Source organism: Desulfuromonas sp. TF, assembly GCF_000472285.1.
Classification (GTDB): domain Bacteria; phylum Desulfobacterota; class Desulfuromonadia; order Desulfuromonadales; family ATBO01; genus ATBO01.
In genome coordinates, this window is the sequence record NZ_KI421420.1 from 89,767 (window position 1) to 104,708 (window position 14,942).

General features: G+C 61.0%; 15 protein-coding genes. 3 read left to right on the plus strand and 12 right to left on the minus strand.

The window, feature by feature from the left end; genetic code table 11:
* Positions 1 to 181 precede the first annotated feature (181 nt).
* The 9 genes from nifD to DTF_RS0111080 form a co-directional block, all read right to left on the minus strand.
* Positions 182 to 1,624, minus strand: coding sequence for a nitrogenase molybdenum-iron protein alpha chain (nifD, locus tag DTF_RS0111035; protein ID WP_027715371.1), 1,443 nt, complete (start codon positions 1,622 to 1,624; stop codon positions 182 to 184).
* 164 nt (positions 1,625 to 1,788) lie between these two features.
* Positions 1,789 to 2,652 (minus strand): nitrogenase iron protein, encoded by an 864-nt coding sequence (nifH, locus tag DTF_RS0111045; RefSeq protein WP_027715372.1) that lies wholly within the window; start codon positions 2,650 to 2,652, stop codon positions 1,789 to 1,791.
* Between the two features lie 478 nt (positions 2,653 to 3,130).
* Entirely contained in the window at positions 3,131 to 3,526 is a 396-nt protein-coding gene (locus tag DTF_RS23120; RefSeq protein ID WP_304412871.1) for a hypothetical protein, read from the minus strand.
* Positions 3,490 to 3,717 (minus strand): hypothetical protein, encoded by a 228-nt coding sequence (locus tag DTF_RS23125; protein ID WP_155890790.1) that lies wholly within the window; start codon positions 3,715 to 3,717, stop codon positions 3,490 to 3,492. The genes DTF_RS23120 and DTF_RS23125 overlap by 37 nt, the downstream gene beginning before the upstream one ends.
* 26 nt (positions 3,718 to 3,743) lie before the next feature.
* Positions 3,744 to 4,649 carry an ADP-ribosyl-[dinitrogen reductase] hydrolase gene (gene draG / locus DTF_RS0111060; RefSeq protein ID WP_027715373.1) on the minus strand — a complete coding sequence of 302 codons (906 nt, stop codon included), beginning with the start codon at positions 4,647 to 4,649 and terminating at the stop codon, positions 3,744 to 3,746.
* Positions 4,646 to 5,440, minus strand: coding sequence for an NAD(+)--dinitrogen-reductase ADP-D-ribosyltransferase (locus DTF_RS0111065; protein ID WP_027715374.1), 795 nt, complete (start codon positions 5,438 to 5,440; stop codon positions 4,646 to 4,648). Before DTF_RS0111065 ends, draG begins: the two co-directional genes overlap by 4 nt.
* Positions 5,376 to 5,648 carry a hypothetical protein gene (locus DTF_RS26550; protein ID WP_155890791.1) on the minus strand — a complete coding sequence of 91 codons (273 nt, stop codon included), beginning with the start codon at positions 5,646 to 5,648 and terminating at the stop codon, positions 5,376 to 5,378. Before DTF_RS26550 ends, DTF_RS0111065 begins: the two co-directional genes overlap by 65 nt.
* Positions 5,649 to 5,838: 190 nt before the next feature.
* Positions 5,839 to 6,585: an SDR family NAD(P)-dependent oxidoreductase gene (locus DTF_RS0111075; protein WP_027715376.1), complete on the minus strand. Its 747-nt coding sequence runs from the start codon at positions 6,583 to 6,585 to the stop codon at positions 5,839 to 5,841.
* Between the two features lie 123 nt (positions 6,586 to 6,708).
* Entirely contained in the window at positions 6,709 to 7,332 is a 624-nt protein-coding gene (locus tag DTF_RS0111080; RefSeq protein WP_081702924.1) for a peptidoglycan-binding protein, read from the minus strand.
* Positions 7,333 to 7,602: 270 nt separating this feature from the next.
* Here DTF_RS0111080 and DTF_RS23130 point away from each other — a divergent pair, with 270 nt between their 5' ends.
* Positions 7,603 to 8,787, plus strand: a complete 1,185-nt coding sequence (locus DTF_RS23130; RefSeq protein ID WP_051361237.1) for a saccharopine dehydrogenase family protein — start codon at positions 7,603 to 7,605, stop codon at positions 8,785 to 8,787.
* Positions 8,788 to 8,972: 185 nt separating this feature from the next.
* Here DTF_RS23130 and DTF_RS0111090 read toward each other — a convergent pair whose 3' ends face one another.
* Both DTF_RS0111090 and DTF_RS0111095 read right to left on the minus strand, forming a co-directional pair.
* Positions 8,973 to 10,136: an acyl-CoA dehydrogenase family protein gene (locus DTF_RS0111090; RefSeq protein WP_027715378.1), complete on the minus strand. Its 1,164-nt coding sequence runs from the start codon at positions 10,134 to 10,136 to the stop codon at positions 8,973 to 8,975.
* 35 nt (positions 10,137 to 10,171) lie between these two features.
* Positions 10,172 to 10,786 (minus strand): Spy/CpxP family protein refolding chaperone, encoded by a 615-nt coding sequence (locus DTF_RS0111095; protein WP_027715379.1) that lies wholly within the window; start codon positions 10,784 to 10,786, stop codon positions 10,172 to 10,174.
* A 218-nt stretch (positions 10,787 to 11,004) separates the two neighbouring features.
* On the opposite strand from DTF_RS0111095, the gene ric reads away from it, so the two are divergent.
* Together ric and DTF_RS25485 are read left to right on the plus strand one after the other, a co-directional pair.
* Complete coding sequence (ric, locus tag DTF_RS0111100) at positions 11,005 to 11,736, plus strand: iron-sulfur cluster repair di-iron protein (RefSeq protein WP_027715380.1); 732 nt, start codon at positions 11,005 to 11,007, stop codon at positions 11,734 to 11,736.
* 276 nt (positions 11,737 to 12,012) lie between these two features.
* On the plus strand, positions 12,013 to 13,482 hold the full coding sequence (locus tag DTF_RS25485; protein WP_051361238.1) for a DUF3300 domain-containing protein: 1,470 nt from the start codon (positions 12,013 to 12,015) through the stop codon (positions 13,480 to 13,482).
* A 36-nt stretch (positions 13,483 to 13,518) separates the two neighbouring features.
* Here DTF_RS25485 and larA read toward each other — a convergent pair whose 3' ends face one another.
* Entirely contained in the window at positions 13,519 to 14,793 is a 1,275-nt protein-coding gene (larA, locus tag DTF_RS0111110) for a nickel-dependent lactate racemase (RefSeq protein WP_027715381.1), read from the minus strand.
* Positions 14,794 to 14,942: the final 149 nt, after the last annotated feature.

The window sequence follows — 14,942 nt, forward strand, 5'->3', positions numbered from 1 at the left end:
AATGAACTCCTTCGGAACCGTGATCGGTGAACGGTGATCCGTAAAATCTGTGCGGATTACCGTCATGCGTTCACGATTGTCCTTGTCATCTTCGGTTGGATTCCTTCCTCGATCGCCGGTCACGGAGAACAGCATTTAAGGCTTTTCCTCTTCACGGATCACCGATCACGGATCACGGGTTCTAAAACGGCCCTTTAACCAGCTTCCAGGTCGGGCTGTTGATCGCCATGTCGATGTCGCGGGCGAAGATCTTGAACCCTTCGTAGCCGTGGTAGGGGCCGGAGTAGTCCCAGCTGTGCATCTGGCGGAAGGGAATGCCGGACTTCTGGAAGACGTACTTCTCCTTGATGCCGCTGCCGATCAGGTCGGGCTTGAACTCCTCGACGAATTTCTCCAGTTCGAACTCGGAGACGTCGTCGTAGATGATGGTATCCTTGGCCATCTCGGGGGCGGTGCGGTCGTAGTCGTCCTGGTGGGCGAACTCGTAACCGCTGCCGGTGATCTGGATGCCGAGATCCTCGTAGGCGCCGACGGTGTGGCGGGGACGAAGGCCGCCGACGAAGAGCATGGCTGTCTTCCCCTCGAGACGGGGACGGTATTGATCGAGCACCGCCTGCATGACCGGTTTGTACCTGGCGATCACGGCTTCGGCCTTCTCCTGGATCGTCTCGTCGAAGCGGGCGGCGATGGCGCGAAGGCTCTCCTCGATCTTGGTCGGGCCGAAGAAGTTGTACTCGATCCAGGGGATCCCCCACTTCTCTTCCATGACCTTGCACATGTAGTTCATGGAGCGGTAGCAGTGGATCAGGTTGAGCTTGACGGTGTGGGTTGCCGCGATCTTCTCGACCTCGCCGTCGCCGGTCCAGACGCTCTTGACGTTGAGGCCGATCTCTTCGAGGATCGGCTTGGCGGCCCAGACGTCGCCGCCGATATTGTAGTCGCCGATCAGGGCGACATCATAGGGGCCGGCTTCCTCGGCGAACTCGTACTTGCCGATGATGTGGTCGCGGATCGAGTCGTTGGAGATGTGGTGCCCCAGTGACTGGGAGACGCCGCGGAACCCTTCGCAGTTGCAGGGGACGACCAGCTTGTCGAGCTCCTTCTCCATCTTCTTGGCGACGGCGTTGATGTCGTCGCCGATCAGGCCGACGGGGCACTCCGAGAGGATCGAAAGCCCCTTGTTCAGCGGGAAGAGTTCATCAGCCTCGCGCAGCAGGGTTTCGAGCTTCTTGTCGCCGCCGTAGACGATGTCGCGCTCCTGGAAGTCGGAGGTGAAGTCCATGGGAAAGGAGGTGACCCCGGGGGTCCCCTGCATCAAATTGCGCCGGGTCCCCCAGCTGTAGACGCCGCAGCCGATGGGACCATGGGAAACGTGAACCATGTCGCGGATCGGCCCCCAGACCACCCCCTTGGCGCCGGCGTAGGCGCAGCCGCGCTGGCTCATGACGCCGGGGACGACCTTCTTGTTCGACTTGACCGCGCAGGGCGAAACGGTCGGCTCGTTGGCTCCGAGGTGCGGGGCCCGCTTCTTCCGCGCCTTATCCGGCATCGCCGCAAGGGTCTCCTCGATCAGCTTCTCGGTTCTTTCTTTGGTTATGCCCGGGATGGGCTTTCTTTCGGACATTTTTGGTCTCCTCGAAAAATTTTCCTGCTCTTCCGCCCTCAAAAGGCGGACAAGTTCTTTCCGAATCAAGGCGCGCCGGGAGGTCGCGGACGAGGCGTAGCAGCGCTACGTCGAGTGTGCGGCCTCCCGAAGCAACGCCGAGTCGGGAAGAAATCGGCCGCCTCCTAGGCGTTCTCCGCCTTGCCGACGATGCTCTCGTCTTCGGCCTCCATGATTCCGAACTCCATCAGCAGCTCTTCGAGCTCCTCCATCTCCAGCGGGGTGGGGATGACGAACTTCTCGTTCTCGGAGATCTTGCGGGCCAGCTCACGGTACTCCTCGGCCTGCTTGTGCTCCGGGGAGTACTCGATGACCGTCATCCGGCGCAGTTCGGCACGCTGCACCTGGTTGTCGCGGGGAACGAAGTGGATCATCTGGGTGCCGAGCTTCTTGGCCAAGGCCTCGATCAGGTCGGCCTCGCGGTCTGTATTGCGGCTGTTGCAGATCAGTCCGGCCAGACGCACGCTGCCGGAGGCGGCATACTTGACAATCCCCTTGCAGATATTGTTGGCCGCGTACATGGCCATCATCTCGCCGGAGACGACGATGTAGATCTCCTGGGCCTTGTTCTCGCGGATCGGCATGGCGAAGCCGCCGCAGACGACGTCACCCAGGACGTCGTAGAAGACGTAGTCGAGGTCTTCGGTGTAGGCCCCCTCTTCTTCGCAGAAGTTGATGGCGGTGATGACGCCGCGCCCTGCACAGCCGACTCCCGGCTCGGGACCGCCCGATTCTACGCACTTGATGCCGCCGTAGCCGACCCTCAACACGTCATCGAGTTCGAGGTCTTCCACGGTGCCGAGCTCCCGGACCTTGTCCATGACCGTTTCCTGGGCCTTGGCGTGGAGGATCAGGCGGGTGGAATCGGCCTTGGGGTCGCAGCCGATGATCAGCACCTTCTTGCCGAGGGCGGCCAGGCCGGCCACGGTGTTCTGGGTGGTGGTGGACTTGCCGATGCCGCCTTTGCCGTAGATCGCGATCTGACGCATTTTTTTCTCTGCCATGACTCTTTCCTCTCTTTCCGGTTAAGTTCCTGGTGATGGTTATCGCGCTTGTGTGCGACAGGTCCTGCTCCGCGGCGGCATCGCCCTTGATGTGTCCGAAGAAAAATCGATCGCACAAAATGCAAAACGCCCTACCCGGAGGATCCGGATAGGGCGTCAATGCCCGGCGGCGCAACCTTTGGGCCGCATTCGTTTTTCCCTGAAATTTATAGACCCCACCCGGCCGAATCGAGTGGGGCGTCATCGCCCGGGCAGCGCCGCCATGGTGCTGCCGGAAATTGTTTTCTGGAACTAGTGTCCGAATGGTTTGTTGAATTATCTGTTTGCAGTAGCCATGCCAATAAAATAAGTTCTTTTTTTCAGCAAGTTGCGAGTGGTGACATCTTGCTGCGCGTTCAACTTGCACATAAAAGGCGCAGTATCGGGCAAAGGTGGACAGAAAGTATTCAACGGATTCCCACTCTCAACCTTCCGGATCCGCCTCGCCCTCGGCTCCCCGCGGTCCGGCCCCGAGCTTTCCGGGTTCAAATGCCAGCGCATCGCGCATGACATTGACCAGGAAATCGAACACCTCTTCCCGGCTTCGGATGAATTTCGGCATCTCGTCGCCGGCCAGCTCCTCCAGTCGATGCAGCACGTCGGCATCGCGGCAGTCGAGTTCATCCATCACCGCCTCCAGCATCGGGATCACCTCGTAAAGGTCATCGCGGTCGTAGGGATGAGAATCCGGTTTGCCGGTGAATGACGACCCGTTTCGCTGCTCCTTGTTTTTACGGTACCTGTAATAAAGATCCGATGGCTTTATCCTGATGCCCATGGCCGTCACCCGCAGCCGCTGCAGGCGTGTCTCCTGGTGCATACATGACCGGTCTTGCGGTCGGCGGTCTTTTCCAGCAGGGCTTCCAGGCTCCGGCGATCGACCAGCCAGGCGCCATCGGCCTCAATCCCTTTCAGCAGGCCGCGCTTGATGTGCATCAGGGTGTTGAGGGAGGTGGACCCCAACTGCCGTGCGGCTTCTTCGATTCCGATCATCTCTTTTCTCTGCATCATTTTTCTCCTTCTGCGGTTCGAGGAGTTCAGTGTCCTTCGTCGGTTCTCCTGCGCCTCATCCAGGGGGAGAGTTCGACCAGCCGGACCGCCTGGTCCTCGACCTCTTCCCGGACCTTCCCGTTCAACTTCTTCAACCAGCGCGCCGGGACGGCATCGAGGCCGTAGAAGGCTCCGGCGATCATCCCGGCAATCGCCCCGGTGGTATCGGCATCCCCGCCCTGGTTGACCACTCCGATAAGGCACTCTTCGAAACTCCCCGTCGTGAACAGGTAGTGGAAGACAGTCTGCAGGGTATCGACCACGTAGGCCGAAGAATGGCCCCTGTAGTCATTGAAGCGGAAGTTGCCGTGCTCCGCTGCCAGATCCCGGGTGATCGCATGCAGGTCGAAGCGGCTGCATCCCTGGATGGCCTGCTGCACCATGCGTCCGACGGCGATACAGGCGGCATCGGAGAGCGGATGGTTGTGCGTCAGGTGCGCCTGTTCTGCAGCGCATCGGACCAGTTCCGCATCGTCGCCCAGGGTGAACAGGGCCACCGGCGCCATACGCATGGCCGCGCCGTTGCCGGCGTCCCACTCGTTATAGGGGGTCTCCAGCTGCCCCTTGAGCATATAGTCGCGAATCCCCCGCCGGCAGGTCGACCCGAGATCGACCGGCTTGCTCTTCATCCAGGCGAGGAAATTGTCGGCGATCCCGCCCAGATCCCATCCGCCGGTCGTCAGCAGAGCGTGCCCCAGGGCCAGCGACATCTCGGTGTCGTCGGTGACCTGCCCCGGCTTGAGACGCAGCCAGCCGCCGCCGACGATCCTGCGGTGCTCCCTGAACGCGGCCTTGATCTCACCCGGCGTCATGAACTCGGTGGTCGCCCCCAGGGCATCGCCGATCGCCAGGCCGAGATAGGCGGCTCGGGCTCGGTCAATAAAGTGCTTCATCCCCCGATGAGGACCCTGACCTCGAACTCTCCGCCGATCACGATGACTTCCTCTTCCCCCCTCAACAGAGATCTCGGCAGAAGGCCGCCAAGGAAGAAGATCTTGGTCAAGGGCACCTCTGCCTCCAGGACCCGGGTGCCGAATTCCCAGGCCCGCTCGAAATCACGGGTGAAAGAGTTCAGGTTGTTGAGCCTCAGGATATAACGGTCCTTATCCGACTTCTCGATGACGGGGTGCTCGGTGAAATCGCAGATGCCGCGATAGAGGGACAGGTGCTTTTTTCCGGGGAAACGACGCCCCAGTTCATACTGTACGAATCCGTACAGCAGGTCGAGTTGCGGCAGTATGGCGTTGCTGCGGGCCGACCCCTGCATCCGGTCAAAGGTGTATTGAACATAAGCCTTGGAATGAAAATCGTCGATCGGCTCCCGGTGGAAGGTCGGCGGCAAGCCGAGGCGGGATTCCACCCATCCCTTCAGGACTGCACCCTCAATGGAATTGCTGTCGAACTGCCAGCCGCGCAGGAATCGCAGGTAGCTGTTTTTCAGGCTCTTGCGGCTGCTCGGCGTCTCCTCCCGGTGCCATTGGTGCAGCTGAAAGCGCACGTCCATGAAGTCATGGAATAAAGCGCCGCGCACTTCCGGGTCCTCGACCAGGGCCAGCTTCTCGAACAAAGCCCGCTGATCGTGGTGGGCGCCCTGGATCTCCAGGGGCTGGGGAGCCCGGTTATAATGACGCGAGGCAATCACCCAGGGGGGAAGGTTGCAACGGTTCAGGGAGGTGGAGAACATGCCTTATCCTTCCACGTTCGAACGTCCGGGTGTCTGCGTTGACGGTCAGCATCAGAATCGGCAGCGGAACTTTTTTGACTATTTTTTCAGCAGCGCTGAACCTGCCGACCTCACCCGGCATCGACAGATCGATCACGATCAGCAGCGGCTTTTCCACCTCCGCCAGGCTATCGCTGCCGCGAATCAGGGACTCGACATCGGCCATCATGGCGACTCTCATCCGTGCATCTCTCTCTTGGATTGACTGGAAGTTGCACTTAAAGTGCCAACACCAGCCCGACTTCTTCCGCAAGGGGAATCGAGAAGTCAAACCAGCCTGTTGCCGGAGGGGTGGGAAATGAATGGGGGTGCGGTGGGGAGGACGCAATAGATACGGGCTTACCGACGGATTTACTCCGCTATCCCCTTTCGCGGTGAACCGCCAGATGCCCCCACGACTGGTCGATCGACATCACCTCGAGAGTGTTGACGTTCACATGCGGAGGCAAGGTTGCCGCAAAGAAAACCACCTCGGCGATATCGGCGGGGCGCAGCGGTTCGGTCCCCTCATAGACGGCGCCGGCCCGATCGTCGTCTCCCTTGAAACGTACCTTGGAGAACTCGCTCTCGGCCATCCCCGGCTCGATATTGGTGACCCGCACGCGGGTGCCGAGGAGGTCGGCGCGCAGATTGCGGGAGAACTGCTGCACAAAGGCCTTGGTGGCGCCGTAGACGTTGCCGCCCGGATAGGGCCAGCTGCCGGCGATGGAGCCGATATTGACGATATGACCGCGGTTGCGCTTCACCATTCCCGGCAGGATGGCGCGGGTGCAGTACATGACCCCCTTGACGTTGGTATCGACCATCGTCTCCCAGTCCTCCGGATCGACCTCCCAGGCAGGCTCCAGCCCGAGCGCCAGCCCCGCGTTGTTGAGCAGCAGGTCGACGTCGGAGAGGTCCTGCAGTGCGGAGAAGACCGCCTCACGATCACGAACATCCAGGGTGATGACGGCGGTTACCGCCTCGCCGAGATCCCTGCGGAGCTCTTCCAGTCGTTCCGTGCGGCGTCCGGACAGGATCAGTCGCCATCCTTCTTTCGCAAAGCGCCGCGCACAGGCGGCGCCGAAACCTGAGGTGGCCCCGGTGATCAAAGCGGTTTTCGGCATGGTGAAACTCCTTTGTAGTTCATGTTGAATCCTGCGGCGGGCAGGAGCAGCGGCTAACAGAACGCCTCCGGTGCCTGAATGGTCCGGAGGCGTTTTCAGGATAACGAAAAGCGGACTTTTCTCCTATTCGAAAGCGGGGGCCAGCCCCATGAACTCCTCGGCTTCGATATCCAGTGCATTCAGTGTCTGTTGGTTGAGGTTGCCGGAGGCGACCAATCCCTGCTGCTGCTGAAAGACCTGAACGCCCTGCTGGGTGAGCGGACCCATGACGCCATCGACGGGCCCCGGATCGATCCCCTGATCTTTGAGTTGCTGCTGCAGTTTGCGCACCTGGGCGGAGTTCAGCAGGTTGAGGGAAATCTCAAATTGTGGCTCCCCCTGCATCTGTTGCCGGGCCTGCCGTTTTTCCGGCGTGGCCGCTGAGAGCCCCAGGAATTCCCGCGGCTCCAGACCAAGGGCCTCGAGGGTCTGCTCGTTGAGGTCACCGGTGGTCGCCAGTCCCTGCCGCTGCTGGAAAAGCTGTATTCCCTGGCCGACGAGAGGCCCCATCTTTCCATCGATCGGCCCCGGGTCGATCCCTTGATCCTGCAGGGAACGCTGCAGTTCGAGGATCTGTTCGGAGCTGAGTTGATCCGCCGAGACCTGGACCTGCACCTGTTCCTTCGGTTGTTGTTCCGCGAGTGCCGTCCCTGCGAAGAAGAGCCCGGCCAGGAAGGCCATGACGGTTGTCGATGATAAGAGTCTCATGATGTTTCCTTTCCTTGGCTGATGGACAATTTCCTCGAATGCTCAGTGTTTAAAACACAATCTATCACGAGAAGGCAGGAGGACAAGCCGGGCAATCGACAAAAGAACGGGTCGCTTCCAGTCTGCAAATCCGCTGCCGGGTGTGGTGAGCGACAACTGGATCTCAGGATTAACGGAAGAGTTGATATTTCGGCAAGCGGTGTTTAAAAATTCGCCTGCTCCGATATCCTCTTAGAGAATGCCGATCAGCTGGCCAGAGAGGGAGCCGCAATGCGCATACTGATCCTGGGAAGCGGGATGATGGGGCCGGCCGTGGCAGTAAATGCCGTGGCCGACGGGGATGTGGAACGAGTGGTTCTGGGCGACCTCGACCGCGGTTTATTGGACCGGGCACGGAAGAAGCTCGCAAAGTTTCCAGGCGGTGAAAAGGTGGGTACGGCCCTGCTCGACATCCTGGATCAAGGCGCCGGCGTGAGAATGATGCACGATTTCGACGTCGTCGTTTCAGCCCTCCCGCAGCAGCTGAGCGCACCGGCGATCGAAGCCGCCGTCGCCGCCCGGAAGCCGTTGGTCGATCTGACCCTTCCCCTGGAGGCTGAGATCCCGGAGCTGGGCAGGCGGGTGGCGAAGGCGGGCATTGCGGTGGTGACGGGGTGCGGAGTTGATCCGGGCCTGACCGAGATCATGGCCCGCTTCCTTGCGGAGCGCCTGGACAAGGTGGAGGAACTGCACATCTGCTGCGGCGGCATTCCGGAGGAGCCGCGACCGCCCCTCGGTTACAAAATCGTTTTCGGCGGACGGCAGTTGCCCCTGCGGGAGGAGGAGGCGTATGTCGTTGAAAACGGCAAGCTGAAGACGGTGCCCCGTTATTCCGGGACGGAGCTCTTCGCCGTTGCCGGGGTCGGCGAGGTCGAGGCCTATCACGAGGGCTTCATGCCCTGGCTCCTTGAGCTGCCCGCCCTGAAGGGCCTGCGGTCGGGCACGCAGAAAACGTTGCGCTGGCCGGGCTTCGCGGCCCGGGCGACGGTCCTGAGGGAGCTGGGGCTGCTCGGCAGGGAACCGATCACCGTCGACGGGGCCGAGGTGGTGCCGAAACGCTTCCTCGATGCCCTCCTGGCCCCCCATGTCCAGCCTACCGGAAAGGACCGGGATATCGTGGTGTTCCGGGTGGAGGCACGGGGGGTTCAGGGCGGCAAGCCCGGAAGACTCCTGGCCGAGTCGGTGGTCCGCTGCGACCGGAAGACCGGCCTGACCGCCATGGCCCGCATCACCGCCTTTACCGCCGCCATCGTCGCCCGCATGATCGCCCGCGGGGAGATCCCGGAGAAAGGGCTGCTGTCTCCCGAGAAAATCGTGACGGGTCCTCTTTTCGACCGGATGATGAACGAACTGGCCGCCGCGGGCATCCGGTTCGACCTGACAAAGGAAACGACGCAGCCGCTCCGACAAACCTGAAAGCGGCTGCTGCTCACACTACCTGAGATACCAGCAAGATGTTGAAAAAAGGGATTTTCCCCTGGCTGATCAAAAATGTCCAGATGCAAGGCGGATGAAATCCTGAGGAATAAGGCGTACCTGTAAGGTACGTCGTTGACGAAGGATGAGGCCAACGCCGCAGATGGGCGTTTTTCATCAGCCTGCTAGGAAAAAGCGGACAGGCCGGTGATCGCTTCGCCGAGGATCAAGGTGTGCACCTCATGGGTTCCCTCATAGGTGTAGACGCTCTCCAGGTTGCACATGTGGCGGATGACATGGAAGTCGAGGGAGATGCCGTTTCCCCCCAGGATGCCGCGGGCGGCACGGGCGATTTTCAGGGCCTCGGCAACGTTGTTCATCTTGGCCATGGAGATCTGTTCCGGCCGGGCCCGACCCTGGTCCCTGAGACGGGATACCCGCAAGGCCAGCAGCTGCCCCTTGCTGATCTCGGTCAGCATTTTGACCAGCTTCTGCTGGGTCAGTTGAAAGGAAGCGATCGGCCGCTCGAACTGGATCCGCCGCCCGGCATAGTCGACGGCCATCTCGTAACAGGCCATGGCTGCCCCCATGGCCCCCCAGGCGATGCCGAGCCGTCCTTCGTCGAGGCACATCAGGGCCGACCTGAGCCCTGCCGCCTCCGGGAGCCGGTTGCGTTCCGGCACCCGGACGTCGTCGAGGATGAGCGTGGAGGTGACCGATGCCCGCAGAGACATCATCCTCGGAATCTGCCCGGCGGTGAATCCGGGGGTGCCGGTTTCCACCAGGAAGCCCCGGATCCCTTCCTCCGTCCGGGCCCAAACGAGGGTGACATCGGCGATGGAGCCGTAGGAGATCCACCGCTTGACGCCGCTGAGAATCCAGTCTTTCCCGTCTCTTCGGGCAAAGGTCTTCATGTTGCCCGGGTCTGAACCGGCCTCCGGCTCGGTCAGGGCATAGCAGCCGATCTTCTCTCCTCTCGCCAGGGCCGGCAGCCACTCCCTCTTCTGCTCTTCCGAGCCGAAGGTGTGGATGGGGTACATGACGAGGGAGGACATCACCGACATGAGACTGCGCAGCCCGCTGTCGCCCCGCTCAAGCTCCTGGCAGGCCAGTCCATAGGAGACGCTGTTGGCGCCGGCGCAGCCGTACCCCGACAGCTTCATCCCCAGCAGCCCCAGCCCGGCCAGGCGGGGAATGAGCTGCCGGGGAAATTCGCCGCGATCGTAGCAGTCTTCGATGATGGGCAGCACCTCCTGCTCCACCAGCGTCCGGACCCTGGCGCGGACCGCCTTTTCCGGTTCGGCGAGAAGGTCGTCGATGTCCAGGAAATCGGTTGTCGAAGCTGCCATGATGTTGGCTCTTTCTCCAAAAAGGCTCCGGTGATCTACAGGTCATCGTCCTGATCCATCTCCCCCCGGATCTTCTGAAGCTGCTCGGCTGTAAGGACCTGTTCGGCCTGCTTTCTGGCCTTCAGATACTGTACCATGAGATCGGTGCGGGCCGCCTGGATCTGACGGAGCTGCTTTTCCGCTGCATCGACGGTCCAGTCCCCCTCGAATGCGGTACCGAGGTCGATCATGGCAATCTTCAGATCCGCGGAACGCCGGACGGCGTCCTTTTTGAAATCGCGCCGGATGGTGCGGAGCTGCTGAACCTGCTGCGGGCTGAGGCCCAGCTCATCTGTCATGTTCAGATAGAAAGAAGGTCCCCTGCCTTTCGCCATGCCCATGCCGCCCATCATCATTTCATGCATTTCGCCGTGCATGGGTCCCATCATCCTCCCCCTGCCGCCGCCCATTCCCCGGGGACAGTTGGGGCAGTTGGGACACGTCCCCATCATTCCCGTGCCCATCCCCATTCCTCCCCCCTGCTGCATCATCATGCCGCGGGGAGGGGAATCGTCATCCATCCCGCCGCGATACCCCTGTTGCGCCTTGGCGGGAGAGGCCAGCAGCCCGAGAAAGAAAGCCAGCGTGCAGCAAAGAACCAATTTTTTCATCTTCTCCTCCTGTGAAGTGTTGGAAATACTCAATGACCCTATCGCAAAAAACCGCACTTTCAAGAAAGGTGCTGCCTTCGCAAAAACTCAGAATGATTCCATCAAAATGAGGAAAAATTGATCCGCATCAAAGCCGATACGATGCAAAACCTCTAGCCTGTAGCTACTTCACGACATCCCGCAATCAGAAAACCCTAACGCAAGCAGAGGTGACCGTCATGACGGAAACAAAGAAACTGCAAGAAAAGAATAGAGGCGACAAGACGATCGGCGAAATCGTCGCCGAGGATTACCGGACCGCGGCGGTCTTCGAAAGAAACGGAATCGACTTCTGCTGCGGCGGCCAGGTGCTCCTCTCCGCCGCCTGCCGGGAGAAAGGGCTCGATCCTGGAGCCATAGAAGGGGAGATCGAGGCGGCGAAGAGCGCGCCGTCTCTGCGAAGCGAGAACTATGCGGCCTGGGCGCTTCCGTTCCTCGCCGACTACATCGTCAACACGCACCACACATATCTGAACGAGAATACCGCGCAGATCGCCGCCTATGCCCGCAAGATCGGCGAGGTCCACGGCGCCCACCATCCCGAGACGATCGAGATCGCCGGCATTTTCGACAAGATCGCAGCCGACCTGGTAGACCATCTCCGTGAAGAGGAGGAGGTTCTTTTCCCGGCGATCAGACGCCTCAATGCGGCCCGACTGGCCGGGGCGACGCCCGAGGCCGGCGATCGAGCGGCGATCAGGGACTCCCTTGCGAAACTCCATAAGGAGCACGAGGCGATCGGCGACGCGGTCCACGCCATCCGTCATCTCGCCGGGGATTACGAGATACCCGAAGATGTCTGCAACACCTTCGTCGTCACCTACCGCAAACTCAAGGAGTTCGAGGACGACCTGCACAAGCACGTCCATCTCGAAAACAACATTCTTTTTCCGAAAGCGGCACAAATTTAACGGGTGACGGGGGGGCTTCCAAAGGCCTCTCACCGGCACTGAATCCCACCGGCATACGAAAACCGGGCATCAACCAGGCGGACACCTTTTTCAGGATGTCCGCTTTTTTTGTCTCCGGTCGTTCACCTGAGATCCTTTTCCCAACGAGCTATTTCCCTATTTCTTCCATATTTTCTCCCTATTTCTGCGTTATTCCTATAATCAACTATACAGCGGCTTTCCCGCCACCAGTCGCAGGAGAACCGCGCCGCGCCCCGCCGGCACAAGGAGGTAGTCATGAAGACAACGACCATCATGCATCTGGCCATCGTACTGTTCATCGCACCTCTCTTTGTCTCCTGCCTGGTCCTGCCGCCGAAGGAGGTCCGGGGCGAGGATAGCGGCTATCCTGAGCCGTTCGAAGCGTACAGCCGGGAGGAGCTCGCACAGATGCTGGCGCCCGTCGCCCTCTATCCCGATGTGCTCCTGTCCCAGATCCTGATGGCATCGACCTACCCCATTGAAGTGATCGAGGCCGACCGGTGGATCGGCAGGAATCCGGGATTGAAAGACGCTGCCCTTGACGCGGCGCTTCTGGCCGGGGACTGGGACCCCAGTGTCAAGGCGATCTGTCACTATCCGTCCATCCTGGGCCTGATGAGCGAGCGAATCACGGAAACTACCGAGATCGGCAATGCCTTTCTCGCCCAGGAGGCCGAAGTCATGGACATGGTCCAGGAACTGAGGGCCAGGGCTTATGCCCAGGGAAACCTCGCCACCGACTCCAGGCAGAAGGTCGTTGTCCAAAAAGAGACGATCATCATCGAGCCGGCAGCCCCCCGGGTCATCTATGTGCCGTACTATGATCCTTTCGTCATCTACGGGCCCTGGTGGTATCCCGCCTATCCGCCCTGGTACTGGGGACCCCCGGGAGTAAGCGTCGGATTCGGCGTCTCCTACTGGTCCGCCTTCCATTTCAGTTTCACCTACGGCACCTGGAGCTATTTCGATTGGCCCCGCCGCACCATTTTCATCGATGTGCACAAGAGGCCCAGGTTTGTCAGACACGACCGCTGGATCGTCAAGCCCGGCCGCTGGCATCACGCCCCTCTTCACCGGCGGGGTGTCGTCTACCGCGACAGCATCACCGCGCGGAAATACGGACAGGACCCGCACCGGTTCAGGGATTCCCGGCGCGATGTCCGCGGTTTTCCCGATCGGAGGGATCTGCACCGGGACGGGGATCGGCACGTCGACAACCGGAGCAGGATTGACCGGGATAAGCGTGGGGATGATCGCTTGAGACTCGAACGCGACCGTCAGGTACAGCAGCGTGTCATACGGGAACGACAGGCGGGTGAGCAGGCTGAGCGTCAGAAACGTCAAACGATCGATCGAAACAGGCAAATGCGGAAAAATGTCGATCGCGACCGGCCGCAACAGGTAAAACAGAAGCAGGTAAAGCAGGAACAGATTAAACTCGAGAGTGTTCGTAAAGAGGGGGGACGTGACGAGCGTGGCCGGCAGATGCGGCAACAGACCGAGCAGGAAAAGCAGGGGCGGGACCGTGTTGAGCGTGAGCGCGAACAGCAGCAGAAGGTTCGCAGCAATCCCTCCAATCGGGTCGAAGAAGGCGGGAAGGAGCGATCATCCGGCAAACACGGCCAAACCAGCCGGCAGGGCCGGGACGATGACTCCCGCGGCAGGGACTCTTCGGGCGGAGACGACAGAGGGAGTCGGGGTGACCGGGGGCGCGACAGGCGGTGATTTGATCCGGACTTCTCACTCCTCACGGATTCAGGTTCACGTCACCTGCAGGATGAGCATCGGTCCGTCGGGCACGACGGCCCAGCGCGCCTCGTTGCCGAACCGCCACAGCAGCTGTTCGACCGCGTCCTCGATGATCGGAGCCGGGGTGAAATGAAAGCGCCGCAGGGTTTCGACGTCGATGCCGCGGGTGTGGATCCAGACCTCGTTCCTCAGCATCACCTGGTAGGTTTCCTGCGCGCACCACTGATCAGGGATGAAGAACTCCTTGCGCAGCAGCTTGTCGATGAAGGCAGCCGGGGATGTGGCGTGCTCGAAGACCTCCCGGTACTCCTCGCTGCCGAACCCCTCCCAGCACTCGCTGGCGATGAGGATCACCCCGCCTTCGCGGGTGGCCGCCGAGACCCCCGAAAGCCCCTTGGCGGTCTGGTAGAGGTTGCAGTCCAGGGGCGCGCCGCTGTTGGTGGTGACCACGAAATCGAGCGGCGCATCGAGGGTACGGATGCAGTGGCGGGAGAGAAACTCCACCCCCTCCAGGTGGGCTTTGACCGGGTGCCCGGCGAAGACTCCGGTGACCCGTTTGCCGGTGTCGAGAGTGACATTGACGATGAAGTCGGCCCCGGCCTGCTCCATCACCGCCAGACCGGCCTCATGGAAGGGATTTCCCTCCAGCACGCCGTAGCGGGTCCGGGGATGAGCCACCATCTCCGGGCCATGCATGAACTCCAGCGTCTTCACCGACGAGATCCCCGGCAGAATCGCCTTGCGTCCACCGGAAAAACCCGCCCACATGTGCGGCTCGATAAAGCCGGTGAGGATCTTCAGGTCAGCGTCCACATAGTGCCGGTTGACCAGGGCCGGCACACCGCCGCCGACCTCTCCCACCCGCACCATATCCTCATCCTTCTTTGAGAAGTGGTTGAGGATGCGATAGCGTCCGGCGATCTCCGCCCCCACCAGCCGCTCCAGTTCGGCCCCTTCGTTGGGCCGGTGGATTCCGGTGGCGATGAGAATGCTGATCCGCTCCCGGAGGATGCCCGCCTTTTCCAGTTGCGCGGTGATCAGCGGCAGCAGCAGCGAATTGGGAACCGGGCGGGTGCTGTCGCTGATGACGATCACCGCGTCCTTTTTGCCGCGGGCCAGATCGCTCAGCGCCGGCGAGGCGATGGGCCGGAACAGGGCCTGATCGACCGCGGCGGCGGGGTCGGACAGCGCCGGGGCATCCCGAGGGTAGAGGACGCCCTGGAAGTTGGGCGTCTCGGGAAGTTCCAGATCGAGTCCTTCAGTGCCGTACTTGAGGTGAATCCGCATCGCTCCCTCCCTTGATCCCTGCCGCAGGGTGTTGAAATAGTGTTTTTCCCAGGCTGATCAAAAGTGTCCAGATGCAAGGCGGACGAAATCCTTCTGAATAAGGCGTACCTGGAAGGTACGTCTTTGACGAAGGATGAGGACAACGCCGC

Bases quoted from the DNA above. Each gene is read 5' to 3' on its own strand.
- DTF_RS25485 (WP_051361238.1), top strand. From the start codon at position 12,013: ATGAAGACAACGACCATCATGCATCTGGCCATCGTACTGTTCATCGCA.
- DTF_RS23120 (WP_304412871.1), bottom strand. From the start codon at position 3,526: ATGCACCAGGAGACACGCCTGCAGCGGCTGCGGGTGACGGCCATGGGC.
- nifH (WP_027715372.1), bottom strand. From the start codon at position 2,652: ATGCGTCAGATCGCGATCTACGGCAAAGGCGGCATCGGCAAGTCCACC.
- larA (WP_027715381.1), bottom strand. From the start codon at position 14,793: ATGCGGATTCACCTCAAGTACGGCACTGAAGGACTCGATCTGGAACTT.
- DTF_RS23130 (WP_051361237.1), top strand. From the start codon at position 7,603: ATGCGCATACTGATCCTGGGAAGCGGGATGATGGGGCCGGCCGTGGCA.
- DTF_RS0111065 (WP_027715374.1), bottom strand. From the start codon at position 5,440: ATGTTCTCCACCTCCCTGAACCGTTGCAACCTTCCCCCCTGGGTGATT.
- DTF_RS0111080 (WP_081702924.1), bottom strand. From the start codon at position 7,332: ATGAGACTCTTATCATCGACAACCGTCATGGCCTTCCTGGCCGGGCTC.
- DTF_RS26550 (WP_155890791.1), bottom strand. From the start codon at position 5,648: ATGATGGCCGATGTCGAGTCCCTGATTCGCGGCAGCGATAGCCTGGCG.
- DTF_RS23125 (WP_155890790.1), bottom strand. From the start codon at position 3,717: ATGATGCAGAGAAAAGAGATGATCGGAATCGAAGAAGCCGCACGGCAG.
- DTF_RS0111090 (WP_027715378.1), bottom strand. From the start codon at position 10,136: ATGGCAGCTTCGACAACCGATTTCCTGGACATCGACGACCTTCTCGCC.
- DTF_RS0111095 (WP_027715379.1), bottom strand. From the start codon at position 10,786: ATGAAAAAATTGGTTCTTTGCTGCACGCTGGCTTTCTTTCTCGGGCTG.
- draG (WP_027715373.1), bottom strand. From the start codon at position 4,649: ATGAAGCACTTTATTGACCGAGCCCGAGCCGCCTATCTCGGCCTGGCG.
- DTF_RS0111075 (WP_027715376.1), bottom strand. From the start codon at position 6,585: ATGCCGAAAACCGCTTTGATCACCGGGGCCACCTCAGGTTTCGGCGCC.
- nifD (WP_027715371.1), bottom strand. From the start codon at position 1,624: ATGTCCGAAAGAAAGCCCATCCCGGGCATAACCAAAGAAAGAACCGAG.
- ric (WP_027715380.1), top strand. From the start codon at position 11,005: ATGACGGAAACAAAGAAACTGCAAGAAAAGAATAGAGGCGACAAGACG.